Genomic DNA, 17,549 nt, shown 5'->3' with positions numbered 1-17,549 from the left:
AGCCGAACATGAGCGCTAATCAAGAAAAAGTAGTCGTCGTCGGTGCCGGCCTGATGGGTACCGGCATTGCACATGCGTTCGCCAGCTCCGGGTTTATTACGTTGCTGGTGGACACCAACACTGCGGCACTGGCGCAGGCCCGGGCGAGTATCGAGAAAATCCTTGCCGATGGCGTGCGCCTGGGCAAGGTCAGCGAGCAGCAAGCACAGCAATCCCTGGCGAATCTGCTGACCTGTGGCGACTTGAGTGAAGCCGCCATCGGCGCCAACGTGCTGATCGAGACGGTTTCGGAGCAGTTGGCAATCAAGAAGGCGGTCATTGGCCAGGCGGCACCGCTGCTGGCAGAAGACGCCATCATCGCCACCAACACCTCTGCCCTCAGTGTCACCGAGATTGCGGCGTCGGTGGACTGTGCCGATCGTGTAGTCGGCATGCACTTCTTCAATCCAGTGCACAAGATGAAGTTGGTGGAGCTTGTGCGCGGCCTCGCGACCAGTGATGAAGTGGTCGCGCGTACCCGCACCCTCTGCGAGCAAATCGGCAAGACCTCGATCGTCGTCAATGAATCGCCGGGACTGACCACCAGCCGTATGTCGGCGTTGTTGGGTAACGAGGCGATGTGGATGCTGCAGGAAGGCACCGCGACAGCTGAAGACATCGACACCGCGCTGCGCCTTGGCTTCAACCACCCGATGGGACCGTTGGAACTGGGTGACCTGACCGGTTGGGACACTCGGCTGTCGGTGCTGCGCTACCTGCACCAGACCCTCGGTGAAAAGTTTCGACCTTGCCCGCTGATCATCAAGATGGTTGCGGCCGGCCGGTTGGGGCGCAAATCCGGACATGGCGTTTACCGCTATGAAGAAGGCAAGCAAGTGCCGGGCTCGGGGCTCAAGGCCAGTGCACTATGAAAAACGATAAGAAAGACATCGTCATAGTTGATGCGGTACGCACGCCGGTAGGCAAGTTTCGCGGCAGCCTTGCCGGCGTGCGTGCGGACCATCTCGGGTCACTGGTGATCAGTCGTTTGCTGGAGCGCGTCGACGTATCGCCGGCCTCTGTGGACGACGTGATCTTTGGCTGCGTAACGCAAATCGGTGAACAATCCGCCAACATCGCCCGTACGGCGTTGTTGGGGGCCGGCTGGCCGGTCACCGTTGCCGGGCTGACCATCGACCGTAAATGCGGTTCGGGTGAAGTCGCGGTCCACCTGGCCGCCGGTGCAATTGCCGCGGGTGCCGCCGACATCGTGGTGGCGGGCGGTGCTGAAAACATGAGCCGTGTACCCATGGGTAGCAACCGTGAAATCCATGGGCAAGCGTTTGGCTGGATGGCCGCGCAACGCTACGAGTTGACCAGTCAAGGTGAGGCCGCCGAGCGGATCGCCGATAAGTGGGGACTCAGTCGCGAGGCCCTGGATGACTTCGCGTTTGCCAGTCACCAGCGCGCTGCTGCCGCTTGCGATGCAGGTTATTTTGAGAATGAAATCGTTCCAGTGGCGGTCGAGCGACTGCGAGAACTGGAGTTGACGGAACCTGCAAGCACGCTGCTTCGCGATGAAACCATTCGCCGTGATACCTCGCGGGACAAGCTCTCGACACTGAAAACCAGCTTTCGCCCGGATACCGGGCGCATCACGGCTGGCAACTCGTCGCAGATCTCTGACGGGGCAGCGGCATTGCTATTGATGAGTGGCGAAACCGCGAAAAACCTAGGGTTGCGGGCGAGGGCGCGCGTCGTTGCCTTCACCACCGTTGGCTCCGATCCGACACTGATGCTTACCGGGCCCATTGAAGCGACCCGCAAGGTCTTGGCCAAGGCCGGGCTGAGTATCGGTGACATCGACCTGTTCGAAGTCAACGAAGCCTTCGCTTCGGTGCCGTTGGCCTGGATGGCGGAAACTGGCGTGCCGCACAGCAAGTTGAACGTCAATGGTGGCGCCATCGCGCTTGGCCATCCATTGGGGGCGAGCGGTGCACGGCTGATGACGACCTTGCTCAATGAGCTCGAGCGCCGCGGCGGGCGTTATGGCTTGCAAGCCATTTGCTGCGCCGGCGGGATGGGCACGGCCACGATCATTGAGCGGCTCGATTGAGATGGCGCGCTTACCGCTGATACCACTGGAAACCATGCCGGCTGCGTTGCAAGACGCCGTCGAGCGTGGCCAGCGCAACCGCATGCTCAGTTCCACCACGCCAGTGCAGGTCTGGGCACATCGTCCGCAAGTGGCACTGGCCTGGCTCGGCTTGATGGAAAGCCTGCATACCGACAGTTTGCTCAATGAGCGTTTGCGCGAGTTGGTGCGGCTGAAGATCGCCAGCATCACCACCTGCCAGGCCTGCCAACTGGCGCGAAAATCCGACACCGTTACTGAGCAGGACATCGCCTGCATGGCGACGGACAGCGAGCTCTTCACGCCGGCCGAACGGGCAGCGTTGCACTATGCAGAAGCATTTGCGAGCGATTACCTGGCCATCGACGACGCGTATTTCTCCCGGCTCGCGGGTTTTTTCTCCACTGAACAAGTGGTGGAACTGGGGCTGTACTGCGCGCTGATGCTGGCGGGTGGTCGCATGACACTGGTGCAGCAAGCTTATTGAACCTAGCCTGTGGCAATGACAGTTGATCTGATTTTAAATAAGTGTCAAGTATTGTTCAGGCAAGGCCTATTATCAGGCAATCATCCGAGCCTTTCGTCAGGCTCACACCAAAAATAATGACAATAAAGGCGGAGACGATCATGTCAACAGCGGAACAGAGCGACCTGGCCAAGGTTTTTACCGACGTAGCCAGCAATTATCGCGGCACCAGTGACATCGACCTGCACGCGACCTACCGCGAAATGCGCGCCAACTCTCCCGTACTTGAAGACAATTTCATGACTCGCCTGGGTGTGCCTTCGATTGCCGGGCTGGATGCCAATCGACCGACGTTCACGTTGTTCAAGTACGACGATGTCATGGCAGTGATGCGTGATGCGAGCACCTTCACCAGCGGTTTTATCGCCGAGGGGTTGGGGGCGTTTTTCGATGGCTTGATTCTTACGGCCATGGACGGTGACGCCCACAAGAACATCCGCAGCCTGTTGCAACCGGTGTTTATGCCGGAAACGGTCAATCGCTGGAAAGAAACCCGGATCGACCGGGTGATTCGCGAGGAATACATCCAGCCGATGGTGCCGGCCAAGGGCGCCGACCTGATGGACTTCGCCCTGTATTTCCCTATCCGGGTGATCTATTCGCTGATAGGGTTCCCTGAAGACCGCCCTGAACAGATCGAGCAGTACGCGGCGTGGGCACTGGCGATCCTGGCGGGGCCGCAAGTCGATCCGGAAAAAGCCGCCGCTGCTCGTGGCGCCGCCATGCAGGCTGCTCAGGCGCTGTACGATGTGGTCAAGGACGTGGTGACCGAGCGCCGGGCCGCAGGTGCCTCAGGGGATGACTTGATCAGCCGGTTGATCCGCGTCGAGTACCAGGGGCGCTCGCTGGACGATCATGAAATCGCCACCTTTGTGCGTTCGCTGTTGCCGGCTGCCAGTGAAACGACGACTCGTACGTTTGGCACCTTGATGTCGTTACTGCTGCAGAACCCCGATGTGCTGGAGCGGGTGCGCAACGATCGCAGCCTGGTGAACAAGGCGATTGATGAGGCGGTGCGCTTTGAGCCGGTGGCGACCTTCAAGGTGCGCCAGGCGGCCAAAGACCTGGAGATTCGTGGTGTACCGATTCCGAAAGGGGCGATGGTGCAATGCATCGTGACGTCCGCCAACCGCGATGAAGAGGCGTTCGAAAACGCCGACAAATTCGACATCGACCGCAAGCCAAAACCGTCGTTTGGCTTCGGCTTTGGTCCTCATATGTGCATCGGTCAGTTCGTCGCCAAGACCGAGATCAATTGCGCGCTGAATGCGATCCTCGACTTGATGCCCAATATTCGACTCGACCCAAGCAAGCCGGGGCCGCAGATCGTTGGCGCTCAGCTGCGTGGCCCGCACTACCTGCACGTGTTGTGGGACTGAACAACCTCGTAACTCCCCTCTGAAGCCTCTGATTAGCCCGCGACAGGTCTGGTACCTGTCGCGGGCTAGTGCGTTATCGCTCGCGCTTTTTCCCTAGGCCTGAATTAATATGAACACAAACAAAAAATGTGTTTAATAAAATAAAGATGTGCTCTATGATTCAGGCACAACAACAAGCCCGAATGCGAAGGGGAAAACAATGAAAGTTGAAGATCTGATTCTCGTCAGTGTCGATGACCACGCGATCGAGCCGCCAAATGCCTTTGCTCGTCACATGCCTGCACGCTTCAAGGGGCGTGAGCCGCACGTGGTCAAGAAAGGTGACCGCGATGTGTGGGTGTTCGAAGAGCAAGCCACTGGCTACATGGGCCTCAACTCCGTGGTGGGTCGACCGAAAGAGGAATACGGCATGGAGCCGTTGGGCTACGACCAGATGCGTCGTGGCACCTGGAACATCAAGGACCGCGTCGACGACATGAACGCCAACGGCGTGCTCGGTTCATTGTGCTTTCCAACCTTTCCTGGCTTCGCCGGGCAACGTTTCCAGGTGCATGCCGACCGCGACGTGTCGATGGCCGCGATCCAGGCCTACAACGACTGGCATTTGCACGATTGGTGCAATGCGGCGCCAGGTCGCTTCATTCCGCTGATGATCGTGCCGTGGTGGGACATGAAAGCCGCGGCAGCCGAAGTCGAGCGTCTGGCCAAGCAGGGCGTGCACGCATTGTCGCTGTCGGACAACCCGGCCATTCACGGTTACCCGTCGATCCACAGTGATTACTGGGACCCGTTGTGGAAAGCCTGCAGCGATAACAAGGTCGTGATCTGCTGCCATATCGGTACCGGTGTCAAAGCCAACCACGCTTCCGATATGTCGCCTATCGACGCCTGGATTACTTCCATGCCGATTTCCATCGCCAACTCCGCGGCCGACTGGATCTGGGCACCGATGTGGAAGAAGTTCCCGGACCTGCGCATGGCGCTGTCCGAGGGCGGCATCGGCTGGATTCCTTATCTGCTGGAGCGTGCTGATTTCACCCACCGCCACCACAATGCGTGGACCAACTCCAACTTCGGCGGGAAGATGCCCAGCGACATCTTCAACAAGCACTTCATCACCTGCTTCATCGAAGACAATTTCGGGCTGAAAAACCTCGACTACCTGAACGCCGAGATGGTGACCTGGGAAAGCGATTACCCGCACTCCGACTGCACTTGGCCGAACTCGCCGGAAACCGCGTGGGAAGGCTTGAAGCACCTGCCCAAAGAGATGATCGACAAGGTCACGCACTTGAACGCGATGCGCGAGTTTTCCTTTGATCCGTTCTCCATCCACGGTCGGGAAAATTGCACCGTCGGTGCGCTGCGCGCTCAGGCGACACACGTCAGCATCGAACCGGCCCTGGGCCTGGGCGGCGCCGACCACGGTCGTCACGACAATAAACCGGTGACCTCCGGCGACATCAACGCGATGTTCGCCCAGGCTGACGCGCAAACCGCGTTGTAAGTTGCCGCTGTTCTCTGCAGTCGTCGGTCCACGGCGACTGCGGGGGGCGGTTGCCGTTCTGTGGTCGCTTCATTCGAAGCGATTGCGCCTGTGTTCAGCGTTAGAGAGCGCATATGGCCATCAGTCAATTTACCTACAGCAATATTCCTGCCGAGGCACAAGCGCTTCGTGCACAAGTTCGGGAGTTTATCCAGACCAATCTGGCCGATTACCCGCCCAGCTTGAGCGCACAGTCCTGGATGGGATTCGACGCCGAATTCAGCGGGAAACTCGGTGCCCGGGGTTGGGTTGGCATGGCACTGCCCAAAGCCTACGGCGGTTCGGAGGCGGGCCCCTTTGCGCGCTATGTGATTATTGAGGAATTGCTGGCTGCCGGTGCACCGGTATCGGCCCACTGGATTGCCGACCGCCAAAGCGGGCCATTGATCAATCGCTTCGGGACCGAAGCACAAAAGCAGCAGTACTTGCCGGCTATTTGCCGCGGTGAAAGTTTTTTCTGCATCGGCATGAGCGAGCCTAACTCGGGCTCCGACCTGGCCTCGATCAAAAGCAATGCCGTGCGTGACGGTGACAGCTGGCTGCTCAATGGCCAGAAGGTCTGGACCACCAACGCACACCATTCGAACTACATGATTGCCCTGGTGCGTACCGGTGAAAAACCGGAGGCCCGGCATGACGGAATGTCGCAATTCATCGTCGATCTGAGCTTGCCTGGCATCACCATTCGCCCCATACGCGACCTGGCTGGTGGCGAGCACTTCAACGAAGTGTTTTTCGACAATGTACGACTGCCCGCCGATGCCTTGATCGGTACCGAAGGCAAAGGCTGGGATCAGGTCACCGCCGAGCTGGCGTTCGAGCGCAGCGGGCCTGAGCGATTCCTCAGTTGCATGGCATTGCTCAAAACCCTGATTGACGCGGTGGGTAAATCTCCTGATGCGCTACAGGCGCGGGAAATTGGACGCCTTTCGGCCAAATTGCTAACGCTGCGCAACATGTCGTTGTCTGTCACTGCGCAATTGGCGGCGGGTGAACATCCGGCCTGGGCGGCTTCCTGCGTCAAGGATCTCGGCAATGCCTTTGAGCAGGAGATTCCCGAAGTTGCCCAGTTGCTGCTGGAAACCGAGCCACGGCAGGACGGAGGCAGCGAGCATGCTCGCGTGCTGGCCTACCTGACGCAAATGGCGCCCTCATTCTCACTGCGCGGGGGAACCCGCGAAATTCTGCGCGGCATCATTGCCCGCGGTATGGGGTTGCGATAATGCGCGAGATATTTGAAACGACGATAGAACGCCTGTTTGCCGATCTGGCGACGCCGGCTTATGTGATGGGCTGTGAGGGCGGTGAATGGCCGGCCGATTTATGGGCTGCGCTGGACGAGTTGGGTTTCACCCTGGCCGGTGTCTGCGAGGCACTCGGAGGCGCCGAGGCTAGCTGGGCCGACATGTATGTCCTGGTCCGCGCTGCAGGACGTTACTCAGTACCGGCTCCAGTGGGCGAAGCGCTGCTGGCCAACTGGCTGTTGAGCAAGGCGGGGCTGGAGGGACGGGAAGGGGCGTTGAGCGTGGCGGCCCGTGCCGATCTGCTGCTTGATGGCGAGCGTGTGTACGGCTCGGCGTACGCTGTGCCATGGGGACGCAATGTCGACGCATTGGTCGCTATCGCCCGTTCGGCTTCCGGTGTCCCGAGCGTTGTATTGCTGGCGCGCAGCACGGCCAGTGAACTGACCTTGAGTCTCAATGTGGCTGGCGAACCCCGTGATGACCTGGGTTTCACCAGTGCCCAGGTACTGGCACAAGCGCTGCTGCCTAACGGTTTCGACGCCAATGTTCTGGAGCTGGGCGGCGCCATGTTGCGCGCGGCGCAGTCCGCCGGGGCATTGCATGCGCTATTGGACATGACGGCCAACTATGCCGGTGAGCGCAAGCAGTTCGGTAAAGCGATCGGCTCGTTTCAGGCCATTCAGCAGCAACTGGCGGTCTTTGCCGAGCAGGCTGCCGCCGCTGGTATTGCTGCTGAGGCAGCCTTTGCGGAGTCCCGCGACGGCCTGGCAGCGCTGACCATTGCCGCGGCAAAAATCAGCACCTCAGAAGCCGCCAGCGTGGGTGCCGGCATTGCCCATTCGGTGCATGGCGCCATCGGTTTTACCGAGGAATACCCGCTGCATTTGCTCACCCGCCGGTTGTGGGCGTGGCGCAGCGAGTTCGGCTCGGCCAGCCTGTGGAGCCAGCGTCTTGGCACCATGATCTGTCAGGGTGGCAGCGAGCAGTACTGGCCATTGCTGACCCAGCATGGAACGCAACCTTTAACCACTTTTGCGAGTAATCCGGCATGAGCCCGTTTCTTCAGATTGAACGCGAGGGCGGCATCGTTACGGTGCGCATGAACCACCCGGACACGCGCAATGCCCTGACCACGCCCGAGCAGATCCAGGAATTCGTCGACCTCTGCGCTGAACTGCGCCGCGACCGTACTGTGCGGGTCTTGGTGCTGACCGGCAATGGCAGTGCGTTCTGTGCCGGTGGCAACGTCAAGGATATGCATGAGCGTGACGGTATCTTTGCCGGCTCGCCCTATGAACTACGCAATACCTATCGAGATGGCATTCAGCGGATTCCGCTGGCGATCTATGAGTTGGATATTCCGGTGATCGCCGCGGTAAACGGGCCGGCGATTGGCGCCGGTCTGGATCTGGCGTGCATGTGCGACATACGTCTGGCGGCGCCCAAGGCAATTTTTGCGGAAAGTTTTGTACGCCTGGGCATCGTTCCGGGTGACGGCGGTGCCTGGTTGTTGCCCCGCATCATCGGCATTCCGAGGGCCAGTCTGATGGCGTTTACCGGCGATGCAATCGACGCAGCCAAAGCGCTTGAGTGGGGCCTGGTGGAGCAGGTGTGCACCCACGAAACGCTGCAGTCGGAGGCGCAAGCGCTGGCGCGCAGAATTGCCAGCAATCCGGGGCACGCATTACGCCTGACCAAGCGGCTGTTGCGTGAGGGGCAGCACATGCGCCTGGACTCATTGCTTGAGTTGTCTGCTGCGTACCAGGCACTGGCCCATCACACCGAAGACCATCAAGAGGCGGTGTCTGCATTTGTCGACAAGCGCGATCCGATTTACCAGGACCGCTGATTCCCCATTGCCAACAACAAGAATCGATCTGGAGTAAGCAAGATGCGCGGCGTATTTCGAGAAGACCACAACATGTTCCGTGATCAGGCCCGCCGTTTCGTCGACCGCGAAATCGTGCCCTACCTGCATGAGTGGGAAAAAAACGGCATCGTGCCCAAGGAGGTCTGGCTGAAGGCCGGTGAGAATGGCTTGTTGTGCTCGACCGTGCCGGAAGAATACGGCGGACCGGGCGGTGACTTCGGCCACTCGGCAGTGATGATCGAGGAGCTGGCTCGCGCCAATGCCACTGCCGTGGGGTTCACCACTCATTCGGAAATCGTCACGCCTTACATCGTTGCCTATGGCAGCGAAGAGCAGAAGCAGCAATGGTTGCCGCGCATGGTCAGTGGTGAATTGATCGGTGTGATCGCCATGAGTGAACCGGGCATCGGCAGTGATCTGCGCTCCATGCGTACCTCGGCGCGGCGCGACGGTGATGATTACATCGTCAACGGCCAGAAGACCTTTATCACCAACGGCGGCAACGCCGGCCTGGTGGTCACTGCGACCAAGATCGACCCTGCGGCCAAAGAGTTGACCTTGATCTGCGTCGAAGAATCTCGTGCCGGTTTCGCCAAGGGGCGCCTGCTGGAAAAGATCGGCCTGAAAGGTCAGGACACCGCTGAACTGTTTTTCGATGAAGTCAGGGTGCCGGTTGGCAATCGGTTGGGCGAGGAGGGGATGGGGTTCAAGTACCTGACCCATCAACTGGCCTGGGAACGCTTGATCATCGCCATTCGCGCCGCGCAATCGATCGACACGCTGCTGGAAGAAACCATCGGCTACACCCGTGAACGCAAGGTCTTCGGCAAACCGGTGCTCGACTTCCAGAACACCCGCTTCAAATTGGCGGAAGCCAAGGCCCAGGCCACCATGTTGCGGGTGTTTGTCGATGATTGCCTGGCCAAGGTGATGCGCGGCGAGCTGACCCCGGAAATCGCTGCGATGGCCAAACTGCTGGGTTCGGAAATGCAGGGCAAGCTGCTCGACGAGTTCCTGCAATTGCATGGCGGCTACGGTTTCATGAGCGAATACAAGATTAGCCGCGCCTGGGTCGATGCCCGAGTTGCCCGCATCTATGGCGGCACCTCGGAAATCATGAAAGAAATTATCGGCCGTACCCTTTGAATGACCACCGAGTGAGGCAGCCAGATGAGTAACGCCCTTTACGACATTCCCTTGAAGCAGATCGATGGCAGCGCCAGCCGCCTTGGCGACTATCGGGGCAAAGTCCTTTTGCTGGTCAACGTCGCTTCCAAGTGCGGCCTGACCCCACAATACGAAGGGCTGGAAAAACTGTACCAAGGCAAAAAGTCCCAAGGCCTCGAAGTGCTGGGGTTTCCGGCGAATAACTTCAGGGAGCAGGAACCAGGGAGCGACGCAGAAATCGTTGAGTTCTGTTCGACGACCTACGACGTTCACTTTCCATTGTTCTCGAAGATTTCGGTGGTGGGCGCCGATCAGCACGCGCTGTACCGCGAACTGACGACCTCGCAGCCTGAGGCCATCGGTGACGGTCCGTTTCGTGAGCGGTTGAAGGGCTATGGCATCGAGTCTGCCAACACAACGGACGTGCTGTGGAACTTCGAAAAGTTTCTGATCGATCGTCAAGGCCAGGTTGTCGCGCGTTTCGCGCCAGACGTTGCGGCCGACGACCCACGGCTGCTGGCTGCCCTGGATGCGCAGTTGGCCAAAGAGGCATAAACGGTGCAGACAGTCGATACGGTGAATGCATTGCGCGCGTTGGTAAGCCGTGCGCGTAGTGAGAACAAAAAGGTCGCCCTGGTGGCGACCATGGGCAATTTGCATGAAGGGCATATTGCCCTGGTCCACTGGGCGAAGCAGCGGGCTGACTATGTGGTCGCCAGTATCTTCGTCAATCCTTTGCAGTTTGGCGCCAACGAGGACCTCGCCAGTTACCCTCGAACGCCAGAAGCGGATCGGGAAAAACTGGTCGGCGCAGGCTGCGATGTACTGTTTGCGCCTACGGTGGAGCAGGTTTATCCGCAAGGCATGCACAGTCAGACGCTCGTAAGTGTGCCGAAGGTCTCTGAAGGTCTTTGCGGTGCGGCGCGGCCCGGTCACTTTGACGGTATGGCAACCGTCGTTATCAAGTTGCTGAACATTGTGCAGCCGCACGTGGCGGTGTTCGGGCAAAAGGATTATCAGCAACTGGCGGTCATTCGAACGATGGTTCGGGATCTCAACATGACGGTCGACATCGTCGCTGCACCGACGATCCGGGCTGCGGACGGCTTGGCCCTATCGTCGCGTAACGGCTACCTGACCGATCACGAACGGGCAGCGGCCCCGGTGCTGTATGCGTGCCTCCAGCAGATGGCGGCGTCGATACGCAATGAGCGGCGCGTGAATGAGCGCCAGTTGATCGAGTGTCATCAACGGATCAGCGACGCTGGATTCCAACTGGAATACTTTGAAGTCAGGAATGCACAGACCCTGCAGTCGGTGACGGGCATCGATACCCATTTTGTAATTCTGGTGGCGGCGCGCCTCGGGAGAACGCGGCTCATCGATAACCTGACCCTGGATCTTCGCCAGAGTGAGTGAATCAACCATCAACGGCCAGTATTGGCGGCGACGCATGCTGACGCTGTCAGTCGGGGCAGCGCAACGATCACCCGAGGAAAAATACCCATGAACCTTTATCGAGCGTTCGCTGCCCTTTGCCTGTATTTTTTCTCCGTGGCCGGCTTTGCCCAACAAGTGCCTGCGGATGCCTATGGTGCAGACACGGAACATGCCAAAGCCTTACTGGTAAAGGCAGTTGCCGAATACAAGGCCAAGGGCGATGCCGCGCTTGCCGAGTTCAGCCGGCAAGGCGCCTACGTCGATGGTGATCTGTACATTTACGTGGTGGACACCTCCGGTGTGATGCTGGCCAGCGGTGGTCCCTCCGTTTCACTGGTCGGCAAACCGGTGATTGGCTTTCTGGACGACGACCTCAAGGCGATGTTCCAGCAAGCCATTTCGCAACCGGACGACGGTGTCGTGCGCAGCGCCGAATACCGCTGGTGGAACTGGCAGCACGCCAAGGTCGAGCGCAAGCGCGTGTTCTATCAGCGCGTGCATGATCGGATCATTTCGGTGGGTTACTACATGCCACGGTCCAGCCCGGAACAGGCGCAACAGCTGCTGGGCGAGATTTCGGGGCACGTGGTCAGCGACGCAAATGCCACCTTCGAGCAGATCAACCAGCACGCCAAGCAATTCAGCCAAGAAGACCTGTATGCCTTTGTGGTGGACTTGAAAACCCAACGGTTCGTCGCTCATGGTTTTTCACCGCGCTTGATCGGTACTGATTTCAAGTCGCTGCGTTCAGTCAACGGCAAGCCTATTGGCGAGGACATCCTCAAGCAAATGAGCACCCATGAGAAAGGTGAAATTGCCTACCAGTGGCGTAACCCCATTACCGGGCAGAACGAATTCAAACGGACTTTCTTACAGCGGGTGAACGGCTACGTTGTCGCGGTAGGCTGCTATGCGATCAAGTAATCAAGACCGGGGCCACGGCAAGGAGTACGCGCATGACTGATTTGGTATTGCTGCATGGCGGCAATCACGGTTCGTGGTGCTGGGGACCATTTGTGGAGGCATTGAACCAGCAACCCGGCGGCTTCGAGCGCGTGATCACGCTGGATATGCCCGGGTGCGGCAAGAAGCGCGGTCGCGATGTTGTATCCCTGCGACTAGATGACGTGGTCGAAGAGCTGAATCAGGACTTGCGTGTGCTGGGGGTGAACCAGGCTGTATTGCTCGGGCACTCCATCGCCGGGGCCGTTCTGCCGAGGATGGTGCTCGCCGCGCCGCCATTGTTTTCGCACCTGGTGTTCCTGGCCTGTGCGTTGCCCGATGAAGGCCAGTCCATCCTGCAGTTGCTCGGTTCAACCCTGCACGGCAAGAGCCCGGGCCACGTTGGCTGGCCGCTTGACCCTGTGCATTCAACGCCACAGGCAATGGCCGTGGCCATGTTCGGTCAGGATCTGAGCCCGGCAACTCTGGAGTGGCTGCTAGGCGAAGTCAGCCAAGACACAACGCCACTCTGTGTCGCCACAGAGTCGATCAGTCGCGAGGGATACGCTGGAATGATTCCCGCGAGCTACATCCTCACGCAGCGCGACAACATCTTGCCCGTCGACTGGCAGCGCCGATTTGCGCAACGTGCTGGTGCAGGGGAGGTGATCGAGATCAATACCGCCCACGAGCCCTTCGTATCGCATCCGCAGCTTTTGGCGGAAGTCGTACGGGGTATCGAGCGGGCCCGGTGATGGGGGACATCAGCGTTTCAAGCCAGGGCAATGGCAAGGCTATCGGCAGCCATTGGCTGATTCTGTCCATTGTCGGCTTCAATTTTATCTCGTACATGTGCAGTGGCTTACCGTTGGCGGTATTGCCCGGCTTCGTCCTTAATGACCTTGGACTGACCTCGATATTGGCCGGTGTGGTCATCAGTTCGCAATACCTGGCGACGCTCCTGGCCCGTCCCTTGGCTGGCGCCGTGGCTGATCGCTTGGGTGCCAAATACGCGGTTGTATGCGGACTCATTGGCCTGATGCTAAGCGGCACACTAACGGTGTTCGCCATCGTCCTGCCCACACACCCCTGGTCGACCCTGACGTTGTTACTGCTGGGTAGGCTGGTACTGGGGGCATCCACAGCCATGATCTCTACACCTTGTTGCACCTGGGCGATTGGATTGTGTGGTTCATCCAGTTCGCCACAGGTCATGTCGTGGAACGGAATAGCCGCGTACGGAGGGACGGCGGTGGGCGCGCCCCTAGGCGTGCTGCTCAGCCATTCGCTGGGTCTGTTCAGTGTGGGACTGTGCACCGTTTTGCTGGGTTTGCTTTTTCTGCTGTTAGCAACAGGCAAGCGCCCGGCGCCGATTGTTGCAGGTGTCAGGCTGGCATTTCATCGTGTGTTATTCACGGTCATGCCCAATGGCCTGGTGCTGGTGTGCAGCTCGGTGGGCTTCGGCGGGCTGACGGCGTTCGTGGCGCTGTATTTCGATAGCCAGGGCTGGGACCACGCCGCCTATTGCTTGACTGGTTTTGGCGTGGGCTTCATTTTTGCCCGATTGACTTCGCCCGGATTATTGCAGCTATTTAGGGGCTACAAGGTGGTTGCTGGCTGCCTGCTTGTCCAGACTTTGGGCATGCTGCTGATATGGCTTGCGCCGTCGCCAGCGCTGGCGATTGCGGGTGGCGCGTTGACCGGCGTGGGGGTGTCCTGGGTTTATCCGGGGCTCGGGGTGGAGACCCTGGCGAGCACGCCGACGGCAAACCGCAATTCGGCGCTAAGTGCTCTTTCATTGTTTTTCGATATCGCAGTGGGTATGGCCGGGCCAATCATGGGGTTGATTGCTGTGGGTTTTGGTTATGCCGCCATTTTTCTCTGTGCTGCGCTGATGTCGATGAGTGGGTTTGTGGTAGTGACATACCTGTATTGGCGAGGAACGACGGTACGCAACTAAAGCTCAGGGAGAGGCGTTTCCTGAAGTGTAGGAGTGTTGCGAGGCTAACCTTAGGCGACGCAGTACGAGACAGTTTATCCAGGGCTCGGCGTAAACGCCTTCTAGCACCTGAAATTCCTGTTGATAACATTGTCATCACACCCATAAAAATAAAGGTGACCTGAAACGCTGTTCGTGTGACTGGTTTAGAGGGAGGTGCTGGCTTCGGTCCTTTTTTTGCCGATGGTAAAGTAAGAAGCAAACCTTTATGGCTTTTATCCATTGGTCGGTTGCTGTCTACCGCCAAGGGCTGCAACCGGCCGATTCTGTTGAAAAAGTCGGATTTCAGCTGGCCCGGACTCAGGCACGGCCACCAGCGGAGAACCTCCTCACCACATTGAGTGGTTTCTCGGCCCTTCGTTGACCTTTGCTGCTCGGTTATTGGGTTGGTGTGAGGGGTTTTGCTTGGTGTAGGCGTACCTAGCCCGTGATCGGTGGCCCTTGAGAGGTAAATTTGGCCATCCGACGCAGGTTCTGCACCGCAGCGGCCAGCGTGAACTCATCGGTCGCGCCACTCATGCCACGTAGCCGCAGGCGATCCAGTTTCAGGATGCGCTTGAGGTGGGCAAACAACATTTCGACCTTTTTACGTTCGTGGCGAGAGCGCTGATATGCCGGCGTCGCGGCGATGCGCCGAGCCACATCACGAGCGGATTCATGGACGCTGCGAGCGATCTTGCGCAACGCAGTGTTCGGGCAGCACTTGGCTTTCATCGGACACGTCGTGCAGTCGGTCTGCCGGGATCGGAAGATGATGGTGTTGGCTTTGGTGACGTGTGAGCGCTCGTTCTTGAAGTCTCGCCATTCGCTGTGCAATGGGTTGCCGGCCGGGCAGCGGTATTCCTCAGCCTCTTCATTCCAGTGGAAATCGAGGCGTTCCGGCTTGATGTCGAACTGCGCTTCGACCCGGTCGATCATGGTCTTGGTGCTCTCGACCTCGGCCGTGCGATGAGCCGGTGTGGGTTCCACATCCACGATGACGCCGTGCTCGGTATCGATCAGATAATTCGTGGAGTAAGCGTAGAACGCTGGGCCGCCCGGAGCGGCCGTCCAGCGGGCTTGAGGATCAGTCAGTGACAAACGCTTCGGCAGCGTTTCGGTCAAAGCCTCGTCATGAGTGCCTCAAGGTATTCACGTACGGCGCGACTGCTCAGGGCCAGATCGCTCCAGTTGATCTGTTCGTCACCCGGTACGCCGCGCTGCGGGCTGGCATCCGCCTTGATGATGCTGGCGTCCACGGCAAACCCTTCGCCCTTGACCAGGCCGGCGTCCATACAACGCCTCAGTACCTCGTTGAACAACCCGCGAAACAGATCGCTGTCCCGGAAACGGCCGTGCCGATTTTTGGAAAAGGTCGAGGGGTTGGGGACTTCATCTTCAAGGCTCAATCGGCAGAACCAGCGATACGCCAGGTTCAAATGGGCCTCTTCGCACAACCGCCGCTCTGAGCGAATGCCGTAGCAATAGCCCACGATCAGCATGCGGATCATCAGTTCAGGATCAATCGACGGGCGCCCAATCGGGCTGTAGAAATCGGCGAGGTGATGACGCAAATCGCTCAGATCGAGACACTGATCAATGCTGCGCAGAAGGTGATTGGCTGGGATGTGATATTCAAGGTTGAACGAGTAAAACAGTCGCTCCTGCCCACTCGATAACGGTCCCATCATGCTGCGTGCATCCCTGCCGGCCGATGCGCGGATTTTTCCGCAGGCCAGACAGGGGAGCTACTTTTTCAACAGAATCGGCCGAAAGCAGTCGTTTGCGTGGCGGTGGTGAAGTTTTAGCTGCGCAAACTCAGTCAGGCGAAAAAGGCCTGATCCGAGCGTTTCACCGTTATGTGCGTTGATTTTGCAGCAGATCGCCACGGCATTTCGCGCGCGGCAGTACCGGAGGTGGGTAGAAAAGTGTTCCATCTGAATTGCTTCCTGTTCAACTCAGAAAGCTATTGGCGCATTCTACATATGCCAGCCCTCTACCGTTGGAGGAAAGTCAGGTTTTGGCCGGGTTCTGCCTGTCGCCAAGGGCCACAACCGAGCAGAAGAAATCATCAGCAGTTAGCATCACGCTTCAACTGGCGAAGAAATTGCGATCATAATGAATCATCCCCGCCAAGACCAAAGTGTGAGTAACATCATGACCGAAGCCCAGCGCTGGACAGTGAAATGCCACGATCCTGCGGATGGAAGCGGTGACGTCATCATTGACTTACCGTCTGACCTACTCGCCAGTTTTGGATTGAGCATCGGCGACGTACTGACCATTGAAGTGATCGACGGAGCGATAGTTCTGACGCCGAAGTCGAGCGACTCAGCTACACCCTGAATCGCGCCGGCGCGCATGACCTAATCTCCAAACGGGCATATGTGAACGGTACAACTGAGCGGCAGCGATCGGGCAGATTTTACGTAGCGACTCAGACTTCAAAGCAGTGGCTACTTTTTTACACAGCTACGGTCGATTGCGGCCCGTCACGACAGGCAGAAATCGGCCAATTTCAGCCAATGCTGACCGGTAGCTATGGGGAAAGGGCGGGATTTTACCCGCCCCAATTTTTTAGCTCCGTACGAACGCTAGCCTGACCCCATCTGAAGAGAGTGTAGATCTTCAGCTGGAGTTGGCGGAGCGCTTGCAATCCGATTCAAATTCTAGACAGTACCTCCCCATTCCAGCGCCTGAAGTACCCGACGAACCTGCTTGCCTCCGATTTCAGTTCCACAGAGCATGACCGGCGTATCTCCGCCGAGGGCATTGTTTGGTTTAGACATCCAGCATGCGGCCGCATTTCTGTTTTGGAACACCCTTTCAGCTAAAAGACAAACAAAGGCAACTCGATCTAGCCGTTCTGATGCGATGGAGTTGAGGGGCATTTGTTCACGGCTACGTCGCTTGAGTGTGGAGATTGACGAGTCGAGGAGCTGCTCCAAGCTGCATTTCTGAAGCACAAAGGCTATGCGAACCACTTGTAAAAGCTGAGAGGAAAAGCCTGCTTTGATCTGAAGCAGCCGCTCTGAATCTTCGAGCGATACGCAATTGGTGCTGAAATCCCAAAATACGGCGATCGCGGCGTTGCGCAATTCGGCTTTTTTATTTACCTGACGATTAGCAGTGGTTTGGGTGTTCATCAGTTCGGAATAGGCGAGCAACGGGACGCTCAAATGAGAGTCTGCGGGGGGAGGTGACAGTGAACCGTCACCAACAAATCCCACAGCACAGGAGGCAAGATTAGCAGGGCACACCGATCTCGTAAATTCGGGGCAAATCCCATTTTTTGCGTGCCTGGCGCTGAGCAGTCTTTGAAGAGTTCATCGCGTCTCCATTGT

Annotated in this window: 16 protein-coding genes and 2 pseudogenes; 16 read left to right on the top strand and 2 right to left on the bottom strand. The window is 58.4% G+C overall.

What is annotated here, in order from left to right; all coding sequences use genetic code 11:
- Window positions 1-8: 8 nt before the first annotated feature.
- The 14 genes from BSF40_RS25390 (at window position 9) to BSF40_RS25325 (ending at window position 14,187) form a co-directional block, all read left to right on the top strand.
- Window positions 9-911 (top strand): 3-hydroxyacyl-CoA dehydrogenase, encoded by a 903-nt coding sequence (locus BSF40_RS25390; RefSeq protein WP_095967306.1) that lies wholly within the window; start codon window positions 9-11, stop codon window positions 909-911.
- Complete coding sequence (locus tag BSF40_RS25385; RefSeq protein ID WP_095967305.1) at window positions 908-2,095, top strand: thiolase family protein; 1,188 nt, start codon at window positions 908-910, stop codon at window positions 2,093-2,095. Before BSF40_RS25390 ends, BSF40_RS25385 begins: the two co-directional genes overlap by 4 nt.
- Window position 2,096: 1 nt before the next feature.
- Window positions 2,097-2,600: a carboxymuconolactone decarboxylase family protein gene (locus BSF40_RS25380; protein ID WP_172435751.1), complete on the top strand. Its 504-nt coding sequence runs from the start codon at window positions 2,097-2,099 to the stop codon at window positions 2,598-2,600.
- Between the two features lie 140 nt (window positions 2,601-2,740).
- Window positions 2,741-4,018: a cytochrome P450 gene (locus BSF40_RS25375; RefSeq protein WP_095967304.1), complete on the top strand. Its 1,278-nt coding sequence runs from the start codon at window positions 2,741-2,743 to the stop codon at window positions 4,016-4,018.
- Window positions 4,019-4,217: 199 nt separating this feature from the next.
- Window positions 4,218-5,525 carry an amidohydrolase family protein gene (locus BSF40_RS25370; RefSeq protein WP_095967303.1) on the top strand — a complete coding sequence of 436 codons (1,308 nt, stop codon included), beginning with the start codon at window positions 4,218-4,220 and terminating at the stop codon, window positions 5,523-5,525.
- Between the two features lie 113 nt (window positions 5,526-5,638).
- A complete protein-coding gene (locus BSF40_RS25365) occupies window positions 5,639-6,787 on the top strand; it encodes an acyl-CoA dehydrogenase family protein (RefSeq protein WP_095967302.1) in 1,149 nt (382 codons plus the stop codon).
- Entirely contained in the window at window positions 6,787-7,860 is a 1,074-nt protein-coding gene (locus BSF40_RS25360; protein WP_095967301.1) for an acyl-CoA dehydrogenase family protein, read from the top strand. Before BSF40_RS25365 ends, BSF40_RS25360 begins: the two co-directional genes overlap by 1 nt.
- Window positions 7,857-8,657 (top strand): crotonase/enoyl-CoA hydratase family protein, encoded by an 801-nt coding sequence (locus BSF40_RS25355; RefSeq protein ID WP_095967300.1) that lies wholly within the window; start codon window positions 7,857-7,859, stop codon window positions 8,655-8,657. Before BSF40_RS25360 ends, BSF40_RS25355 begins: the two co-directional genes overlap by 4 nt.
- A 42-nt stretch (window positions 8,658-8,699) precedes the next feature.
- The gene (locus tag BSF40_RS25350; RefSeq protein ID WP_033040994.1) at window positions 8,700-9,824 is read left to right on the top strand and encodes an acyl-CoA dehydrogenase family protein; all 1,125 of its coding nucleotides are present in this window, start codon (window positions 8,700-8,702) and stop codon (window positions 9,822-9,824) included.
- Window positions 9,825-9,848: 24 nt separating this feature from the next.
- A complete protein-coding gene (locus BSF40_RS25345; protein ID WP_095967299.1) occupies window positions 9,849-10,400 on the top strand; it encodes a glutathione peroxidase in 552 nt (183 codons plus the stop codon).
- 3 nt (window positions 10,401-10,403) lie between these two features.
- A complete protein-coding gene (gene panC, locus BSF40_RS25340) occupies window positions 10,404-11,264 on the top strand; it encodes a pantoate--beta-alanine ligase (RefSeq protein ID WP_095967298.1) in 861 nt (286 codons plus the stop codon).
- An 87-nt stretch (window positions 11,265-11,351) separates the two neighbouring features.
- Window positions 11,352-12,209 carry a cache domain-containing protein gene (locus BSF40_RS25335; protein ID WP_095967297.1) on the top strand — a complete coding sequence of 286 codons (858 nt, stop codon included), beginning with the start codon at window positions 11,352-11,354 and terminating at the stop codon, window positions 12,207-12,209.
- 32 nt (window positions 12,210-12,241) lie between these two features.
- Complete coding sequence (locus BSF40_RS25330) at window positions 12,242-12,982, top strand: alpha/beta fold hydrolase (protein ID WP_095967296.1); 741 nt, start codon at window positions 12,242-12,244, stop codon at window positions 12,980-12,982.
- Entirely contained in the window at window positions 12,982-14,187 is a 1,206-nt protein-coding gene (locus BSF40_RS25325; RefSeq protein WP_095967295.1) for an MFS transporter, read from the top strand. Before BSF40_RS25330 ends, BSF40_RS25325 begins: the two co-directional genes overlap by 1 nt.
- Window positions 14,188-14,646: 459 nt before the next feature.
- On the opposite strand, the pseudogene BSF40_RS25320 reads toward BSF40_RS25325, so the two are convergent.
- Window positions 14,647-15,896: pseudogene (locus BSF40_RS25320) on the bottom strand (transposase).
- A 96-nt stretch (window positions 15,897-15,992) separates the two neighbouring features.
- Here BSF40_RS25320 and BSF40_RS33200 point away from each other — a divergent pair.
- Window positions 15,993-16,146: pseudogene (locus BSF40_RS33200) on the top strand (2,4-dienoyl-CoA reductase); the annotation flags it as partial.
- A gap of 216 nt (window positions 16,147-16,362) precedes the next feature.
- Entirely contained in the window at window positions 16,363-16,551 is a 189-nt protein-coding gene (locus BSF40_RS25310) for an AbrB/MazE/SpoVT family DNA-binding domain-containing protein (RefSeq protein WP_095967369.1), read from the top strand.
- 323 nt (window positions 16,552-16,874) lie between these two features.
- Here the strand turns inward: BSF40_RS25310 and BSF40_RS25305 are convergent, their stop codons facing one another.
- Window positions 16,875-17,384, bottom strand: a complete 510-nt coding sequence (locus BSF40_RS25305) for an antitoxin Xre/MbcA/ParS toxin-binding domain-containing protein (RefSeq protein ID WP_256589594.1) — start codon at window positions 17,382-17,384, stop codon at window positions 16,875-16,877.
- Between the last annotated feature and the right edge of the window lie 165 nt (window positions 17,385-17,549).

Source organism: Pseudomonas sp. ACN5, from assembly GCF_002303975.1.
GTDB lineage: Bacteria > Pseudomonadota > Gammaproteobacteria > Pseudomonadales > Pseudomonadaceae > Aquipseudomonas > Aquipseudomonas laurylsulfatiphila.
This window is presented reverse-complemented; position numbering and strand designations above follow the sequence as displayed.